The organism is Neobacillus cucumis (assembly GCF_023715505.1).
This window is the reverse complement of sequence record NZ_JAMBOH010000063.1, coordinates 1-8,458: the sequence shown is the minus strand read 5'-3', so window position 1 is coordinate 8,458 and position 8,458 is coordinate 1. Positions and strand designations below refer to the sequence as shown.

At 33.0% G+C, this 8,458-nt stretch carries 6 protein-coding genes and 2 pseudogenes; 4 read left to right on the top strand and 4 right to left on the bottom strand.

Features of this window, described 5'->3' with window-relative positions; translation table 11 throughout:
• Window positions 1-186: pseudogene (locus M3226_RS31000) on the top strand (IS4 family transposase); the annotation flags it as partial.
• 393 nt (window positions 187-579) lie between these two features.
• Here M3226_RS31000 and M3226_RS30995 read toward each other — a convergent pair.
• The 4 genes from M3226_RS30995 to M3226_RS30980 all read right to left on the bottom strand — a co-directional run bounded on the left by M3226_RS30995 (window position 580) and on the right by M3226_RS30980 (window position 6,084).
• Window positions 580-1,083 carry a hypothetical protein gene (locus M3226_RS30995; RefSeq protein ID WP_251573314.1) on the bottom strand — a complete coding sequence of 168 codons (504 nt, stop codon included), beginning with the start codon at window positions 1,081-1,083 and terminating at the stop codon, window positions 580-582.
• Window positions 1,083-3,080: an AAA family ATPase gene (locus M3226_RS30990; RefSeq protein ID WP_251573312.1), complete on the bottom strand. Its 1,998-nt coding sequence runs from the start codon at window positions 3,078-3,080 to the stop codon at window positions 1,083-1,085. The genes M3226_RS30995 and M3226_RS30990 overlap by 1 nt, the downstream gene beginning before the upstream one ends.
• 129 nt (window positions 3,081-3,209) lie before the next feature.
• On the bottom strand, window positions 3,210-5,393 hold the full coding sequence (locus M3226_RS30985; protein WP_251573310.1) for a DEAD/DEAH box helicase family protein: 2,184 nt from the start codon (window positions 5,391-5,393) through the stop codon (window positions 3,210-3,212).
• Window positions 5,394-5,637: 244 nt separating this feature from the next.
• Window positions 5,638-6,084: an ATP-binding protein gene (locus tag M3226_RS30980; protein WP_308212020.1), complete on the bottom strand. Its 447-nt coding sequence runs from the start codon at window positions 6,082-6,084 to the stop codon at window positions 5,638-5,640.
• A 324-nt stretch (window positions 6,085-6,408) separates the two neighbouring features.
• Here M3226_RS30980 and M3226_RS30975 point away from each other — a divergent pair, with 324 nt between their 5' ends.
• From M3226_RS30975 to tnpC, 3 genes and pseudogenes are all read left to right on the top strand, one after another.
• A complete protein-coding gene (locus tag M3226_RS30975; protein WP_251573308.1) occupies window positions 6,409-6,603 on the top strand; it encodes a hypothetical protein in 195 nt (64 codons plus the stop codon).
• On the top strand, window positions 6,600-6,953 hold the full coding sequence (tnpB, locus tag M3226_RS30970) for an IS66 family insertion sequence element accessory protein TnpB (protein WP_251551106.1): 354 nt from the start codon (window positions 6,600-6,602) through the stop codon (window positions 6,951-6,953). The genes M3226_RS30975 and tnpB overlap by 4 nt, the downstream gene beginning before the upstream one ends.
• Window positions 6,954-7,043: 90 nt before the next feature.
• Window positions 7,044-8,333: pseudogene (gene tnpC, locus M3226_RS30965) on the top strand (IS66 family transposase); the annotation flags it as partial.
• Between the last annotated feature and the right edge of the window lie 125 nt (window positions 8,334-8,458).

Genomic DNA, 8,458 nt, shown 5'->3' with positions numbered 1-8,458 from the left:
CAAAGCGAATGGGCGATTCAAAATCAAGTGTTTATCGCACTTATTGTTTTTTGCCTACATGTTCTTGTGCAAATCGAAACTAGAAGCAAGCGAAAAACCTTACAAATTAGTCGTTTTTTAAGGGCAGTATTGTGGAAACCAGCGAATATCTGGCTTCGAAAGATTGAAGGAAAGGCTACTCCTTGATAAATAAAATGTGGTCGTCACATAGGTCTAATTGTAAATAAATTTCCAAATGGATGGAGCCACCTTTGATTGGGTATTTACTTTTTTGGCTCTAAATAAGAAAGATGACTAAACTGAAAATTACGATATTTTTAATGCAACACTAGTGTCTTTTCATCTATTAATATAATCCCATCTATACTTTTTAGCTCTATTTATTTTGAAATGTAAACCTTTACCAGTAGGGACTACATAAGATTACCCCTTACAATACATGGTCACCTGTTAACAGCATAGGCCCTAACTACAGCTATTATGTTCGATTTTCGAATTAATTATCTAATGTAATACAGCAAAAAGTTTTCTACAATTGGTCATGCAAAATAAGAAACAAATTTTCAAGCTAATACTAAATTATTTTGCAAGTTCGTATATATCAAAGTCTTCCGTTTCAGCAAAATCATTGTTAAATTCGTCAACTAATTGATACAAATTATCTAAAAAGTCATCTTGGTCCACTGCATCTTCTAACAATTTTTCATACAAGATTTCGACTCCGCCAAGAACATATAAATTAAAAATTTCCATATTTTCTTTCATTCGATCTTCCTTATTATCATCATGAAATGCGCGTTTAATTTTTTCTTCTGATGATTCATTTCCATGGAGTAACATTATAACTCTATAAATAAATTCTAACTTAATCTGTTCTTTTATAATTACATCTGCAAATATTTTTGTAGTATTTGTAGCTTCCTTATCCTCAGTTGCCGTTCTGTTATAATATTTCCCAATAATTGGAGCCAGTAAATAAACATCCATATTGCGTTTAAATATGCCTAATCCTTTATTTTCTGCTAACTTCGATACGAAGTTTGCATGTTTACCCTTAAATACGTATTCAGTATTAAACATCATTAACACTCCTTAAGTACAGTGCTAGTTTCAGATTGTTTTACTAACTCATATTTATTACTCATTTTATTTGCTAATACAGATTCCGCATACTTCCAATCTTTATGCATTACAAAAATAATAACTTGCTCTGCTACTTTTGGCATAATGTTTGCTATATTTTCAACATGTTTCTCATCAGCATTTGAAAATGGTCCATCCATAACTAATGGGTATGATTCAGAAGTCATATCAACATCAAAGTTATCACTATTTTCTCTAGCCAATTTCACTATTCCACATATAAAAGAAAAGCTCGTGACAATCTCTAATCCTTTAGATTCATCAGCCTTATTTGCATAAATGCTATTAATATTTGGTGTATCCAAATCATAAACGTATCTACTATTAATCTTTATTGAACGGTTTCCATGATACATTTTGTTAAATATTTCATTTACATTTTGTTCAAGAGCTAGCCTTATTTCTTCTTCTTTCTTCTTATAAGTTGAAGATAGTTTATAAGCCACTTCTCTTGCATATGTTATATACTCATTTATTTGCTTATTTTTCTCATCAGTTAATGAGAGTTCATCCCGCCTCTTTCCTAGGTTTTCCATTTCTTTTTGGAGCGTTTTCTGATCAGCAAGAATTTCTACCCTTTCTTTCTCAAGTTCTTTTAGTTTCTTCTTTACATTTGCAAGTTTTTTTTCAACTTCACCAATATCAGTGTCAATTTCAATTTCGCTACTTATTTTCTCATTTCTCTCAGTGAATCTAGAAATATCGTTTTTATTTTGTCTTATTTTTTTATACTCTTCAGACACATCCGAATAAAGACCATTACTTGAATCAATAAAAAATGAAGCTTCTTTTCTAAATGTTTGAATTAATGTACCAATTGATTGAGGTGGCAGATAGGACTGTTCTTTCTTTAAGTGTATATAAGCTTCATTTCCATCTCTAATAATAGTTCCGCATAGGCATTGTCCTCTTTGTACTATGAAATCAATAGAATCACCGTGCATATGAGGTATACCTTTGTCAAAAGAGTTACTTTCTTTTAGCACATCCATTGCTTTAGAAATTAAGTGTTTCCCGAAGAAAAAAGGTGCTTTGCTATTAAAATCTTTTTTTATTCTGGTTGCATGGTCATTATTATTTCTCTTTAAAGTGTTAATTTGTGATTCATTTTGCTTTCTTTCTAGCTGTAGTGTTTTCACATTTTGATTCTCTTTTAAAATACCCTCTAAATTTTCTTTTTCATGTTGAAAGTATTCTATAGAGTTATTATTATCTTCTAATATTCTCTCATTTTCGTTTAGCTTTACTTGGTATTCATCAATTGATCTTTTTACTTCAGATAATTCAAAATTACCCTCATAATCCATGTTATTAGTATACTGTCCGATAACACTATTAACAGTTCCACGTTCTAAGTGAATTACTGCATTATTTAATGCCTCTAAACCTAGGACGGTTTTAACAGCAAGTGCTAAATCCTCTTTTCCCTTTTTTTCATTTCGACCTAAGTTTTCGATTCGTTCACCATCGAAGAAAAAATATGACATTAATTCTTCTGGAATAATTTTATTTATCGTTTCTTCATGTTCTGTCTCATCCACAAATATTGTCCGCCCATCATCATCCTTATACGAAATTTTTAAGATAGCTTGTTTAGGTTCTACAACATTTCCACTTCTTGTACTCCTATATTCTTGTTTCCTTTGAATTGTAAATTCTAGAAAATTATGAATAAGTTCTAATGTAACACTTACGTAATAAGTCTGATGAATATTCATTTCCTGGGCTAATTCGAGATTCAACAAAAAATCTTTTGTTTTAAAGTTAGCCTTTCCAAATAATACCCAATTAAAGGCTTGTAATAAAGTTGTTTTACCGCTTGTATTTTGGCCCAATATTACTGTTACATTTTTATCACTAGATTTTGGAAGTAATTCTATCTCATGGATTCCTTTATATTGCCTGAAATTTTCTAAAGTAAGCTTTTTTATAAGCACTTTTTTACCTCCTCTTCAATTATTTTTTGTATTCTTTTAATCATTTCATGATCTCTATATCTTTTAGTCCTTAGATTTTCCTTTTCTAAATCTAAAATTCTTTTAAGCATCCTGTTAATCTTAGTAGCATCAACCGAATTTGAGTTCATTTTCAATCACCTCGTTTATCTCATAAATACTTTTCATCTCATCTATAAGTTTTAATCCCTCATAAGGGTTACTTGAAATTTCTGCAAAATCTCTCATTCTAGAAATCTCTTTTTTTACTAAAGAAAGATCTTGTTGTATTTCAATTTTAGACAAACTTTTAACACTCTCTAAACTTCGAGGTAATGTTATAAAATCATAGATTATTGCTATGTTTTTATTGGGTGATTTCCGGAGAATACGACCTCTTCGTTGAACGTATTCTTTTGGATTTGTGCTACTCGCCAAGATAAATGCTGTCTTAATTTCCGGAATATTCACCCCTTCATCAAGACACCTTATGGCTACTAACGTTTCTAAAGATTTACCTTCTGCAAATTCCTTTTTAAGAATATTTCTTTCGAGTGAAGTCTCTTGAGCAGTAAATTTTGCAGCTTTTATTCCTAAATCATTACCTAAAATTTTTAAAACTGCGTCTATTTGTTTTAATTCTTCGTAATTTGCCTCACCATCAACAAAATCAGAATCAGAAATGGTCGTAGCACCACAATATACTAAAGAGTGCTTAATATTTTTTCTTATTTCTTCATTATCTTCAATAAGTTGTTTTAATTTCGATAACTTATCGACTGCACCAGCAATTAACCTGGCCCTTTTGATGGCTAATTTCTTTCCCCGTTCATTTAGCTTTTGCTTACCGGAATCATCTTCAACTAGACATCTAGCAATTTCCTTAGAAATAATAAGGTACTCTTCAAGCTCATAATCATTTAAATATGTCACTACAGGTTTATAATAATATTTAGTTAGCTTATCCTCGCGAATTGCACGTTCAAGAGTATAGTTAATGCATACTTCTCCAAAGAAATTATATAGTTTTTGAGTTCCTTGTTCATCACCATGTCTTTCGAGAGTTGCTGACAAGGCTAATCGATAAGGTGTATGCTCTAATAGATTCTGACTTAATTTAGTCGCACCAAAATTATGTGCTTCATCAACTAATAAAATAAAATTACCTTTAATTCTTTTTATTTGTCCCTGTACAAATTCAGTTGAAAACGTTGCGTTTGTTGTTACAAGTGTAAAAGACTTTACTATACCTAAATTATAATCAATAACAGCATCTTTTAATTTCTTTTTCCAATTCTTTTGTTGGGAAGTCGAATAAGCTATTATGGGCTCCATGTTAAATTTAACAATATCCTCAACCCATTGATCAACTAAATGTTGATATGGACAAACTATAATTATACCAAGTCTTTTATTAAGATGATTCGATAGCTCTACGATTCCGGCTAGTCCTGTGTAAGTTTTTCCCGTCCCAGTTGCCATATTAAATATTCCACGAAAGTTATTTTCTTTCCAAGTACTTATTGCTTCCAACTGATACTCAAACATATTTATATCCTCTGGGATTTTAGGATACTTTTCTACAGTTGTATTATCGATAAAATAATTAGTTCTCTTTTCTAAGATAGTTTCATCTACAAGAATATTTTTTTTGAAACCTAACAAAATATCTTTTGCTACTTTAGGGAACTCTAAGACCTTTACTTTATTTGTTTTATTTTCCCAAAGTGCTGCAAAGTCTTCCTCTTTCCTTTGCACTCTAGAACTATCACCAATATTCCAGGAACAGAATACATCAATTGATTCAAAATTTACGAAGAAGGCTGACTGTGTTTCGTTCAAGGAGCCATTGAAAGCTATTTTGTTTCCAAAATCATCATAAATCAGACCTATCTTTTCGTGGTACATACCTAAAGAACCATTGCTTTCCATAAACGCTAATTTAATATCTAATTGATTGTGCTCAATTAAATGAGCGATATAATTTAATCTTTCTTCCTCGAATTTATCTTTTGGCCTCTTTATTTCTTTTAATATTGCTTGTTCTATAATATCTTGACGCATTTCATACCCTTTGTTAATTGCCAAAAGATCCTTCTCATCTAATTTAGGTGATGCTATTAATTCAATTTTACCACCATTTTTCAAAAGACCAGAAATACCTTTTGATAATTCAATCAAAGCTGTTGAAGAGAAGAATCCAACAGCCCTTTTATAATTTTTTGCAATACTAAGGGTTGGTATATAAAAATTAGTTAATACGTTATCATCCGAAGATCTATAGCAATCTTTTAAATTTAAGTTTTTAAAGCTCATCAGGTCATTCCTCTTTTTCGAGTATTAAAAACGCTACTTTTTTATTATACCAAAATTTATTTTTATAAATACATTTATTTACAAAGAACTATTGTTATTTTATAGCATTAGTTCTTTGGTATTAAAATTAACCGATTTATTAATTCATAAATTTTATTTTTTTAAAAAGATTTACTCCTATCAACACCGGTTTATTTTTCCCCATTTACAACGGTCAAAAAATCCCCAATTTCAGCGTTCAACCTTAAATAGGTTGAACGCCTGCCCGTTGTTTTTTTCTTAATCTATATGATTGTCCTTTAATATTAAACGTTGTAGAGTGATGCAATAAACGGTCGAGGACGGCAGTTGCTAAAACGTCATCTCCAAATATCTTTCCCCATTCATCGTAGGATTTATTGGATGTAATGATTATCGATCCATGCTCATATCTTTTTGAAATCTGAAACAATAAATTTGCTCTAAGGTCATCAAATGGAAAGTATCCCATTTGATAAATAATTAAAACATCAGGCGTTGATAATTTATTTACCAAGCGACCTGTAGTTCCTCGCTGCTCGGCTTTTTTACATGATTGAATAAAATCATCGCATCTGGTATGATGGGCTGTATTTCCTTGTTCTATTGCTTCTATTGTTAAGCCGATTGCTAAGTGAGTCTTTCCAACTCCTGTCGGGCCCAAAAGTAATATATTCCGGATTTATACGTGGACATTATACTCGTCCATGTCCACCTCCGGACAGGCAATACCGACAACTATCGGTAATTTATGGGTGTCAAAAACATGCAGTTTGAGTCCATCCTTTCTGGTGTAACTCTCTAATCATAAAAAATTCCCCATCCTTTAACATATTGCCTCTCCACACAAAAAAATTTTGATGTATCGAGACAATTATCCGTTATTTTTGGGGAATTTTTAACCGTTTATATGTAAGCCCCCAATCAAACAACGCATATAAACATACAGCGCCTCCTGGTAATATGAATGTATCAATTTAAGGGAGGTGCTTTTCAAATGCCGCAACAAAAACTTACAATTGTCCCCGTTACATTTCATTCCGAGAACAAAGTTTCATATACATCTTCTTCATCATCAACCTCTGCTAATAACGCTTGCACGATTAAAACGGCAAACGTAGAAATCTCTTTCTCCAACGGCGTGGATGAGCACATTATCCAAACGGTTATGAGGGAGCTGAAACATCTGTGAAATACGACTATACAAGTGTGAAAAATATTTACATCATTTGTGGAAAGACCGATATGAGAAAAGGAATTGATGGATTGGCAACACTGATTCAAGATTCTTTCGAACTTGATCCATATGGTGATTCCATTTTCTTATTTTCTGGATGGAGTAAAGATCGCTATAAGTGTCTATATTTCGACGGTGATGGCTTCGCCATGCTTTATAAACGTTTGGATAACGGCAAACTCCAATGGCCAAAAGATGAAAATGAAGTGCGCAATCTCTCCCAAAAAGAGCTCAGATGGCTTCTCGAGGGGTTATCTATCCAGCAGCCAAAGGCGATTCAGCCATCATCAAAAGGTGTCTTCTAAATTCGCTAAAGCCCTTCATTTTATCTTTATTCCACTGTTCGAACTCGTTATAATAGGAAGAGTGAATCCGAACGAAGAGTGGTGAATGATGTGACGAAAGTTTCTTCTACGAGTGAAAATCAATTTGAGAGATTAATTCGACTACTTGAAGAGCAATTAGCTCATTCGAATAGACAAAACCAAGAACTATCAAAAAAATTGGATCAATCGTTGAAACAGAACGAAGCGTTAACGCAACAACTTCGCCATTTAACCAAGCTTTTATATGGATCAAAAACAGAGAAATCGAAATATAACGCACCAGATGGACAAGGATCATTATTTGATGATGACCCGTCTTTTAGCGAATCTGAGCACACAGAAGAACAAAGCCAACAGACGATTTCTTATACTGTTGTTCGAACTATTCAAAAGAAAAAACAAAATGATTCATTACGCGATGATATCGAAGTAGAAGCATTACACTATCATCCTGAAAATACGCAATGTGACTGTTGCCAAGGACAAATGATTGAAATTGGCAGTACAATCGCACGCGAAGAAGCAGAATTTATTCCGGCAAAAATGAAGAAAGTTCAACACATTGAACACGCGTATGAATGTAAAAACTGCAAAGGCGATGCATCTCAAAAAGCGCAAATTAAACGTGGTAAAGCACCACAGCCACCTATTCAACGTAGCATCGCAAGTCCTAGCGTACTTGCCAAAGTAATATATGATAAATTTTCACAATACCTACCGCTTTACCGTCAGGTAAAGGAATGGGATCGTTATGGCCTGAATACCAATGATAAGAACCTTTCGAATTGGGTGATTCGTGCATCACATGATTGGTTATTTCCTATTTACAAACGAATGAAGCATTTAATGATGGCTAAATCAATTTTACATGTCGATGAAACTTATGGACAAATCATCCACCGGTCCGATGGGAAATCTGGTCAAGCCAATGCCTATAATTAGGTGTATCGAAGTGTGCCAAGCCAAGGTCCACCAATGACTCTCTTTCAAAGTGCCTTGTCACGAGCTCGGTCTGTCCTTGAAAGTTTCATAGAAGGCTTTTCTGGAACGATTGTTTGCGATGGTTATTCTGCCTATGACAAGTTGGACGGCATTACTTTTGCAAATTGTTGGGCGCATGTTCGGCGATATTGGCTGAAAGCAGATAGCAAAAATGGCCGAATCGGTGTAAGCTTTTGTGACGATTTATATCGTCTCGAAAGGAAATTTAAACATTTGCCTCCGAGTAAGCGCAGAAAGAAACGACAAAAATACTCGAAGCCAATTGTAGATAAATTTCTTGAATGGGTTGAAAAATCACCATTCTACAGCAAAAATGCCCTTGCGAAAACAGCTGAATACACATTGAACCGGGCAAATGTGACTGCTAGAATAAAGTGAACAGTTTACGCCAAATAAATATGAACACTTATTTACTAGAATACCTATTGCCTTTATTATAGATTTTTAGCTTCTAAGATAAAGGCAGGAGGATTTGGAAGGTG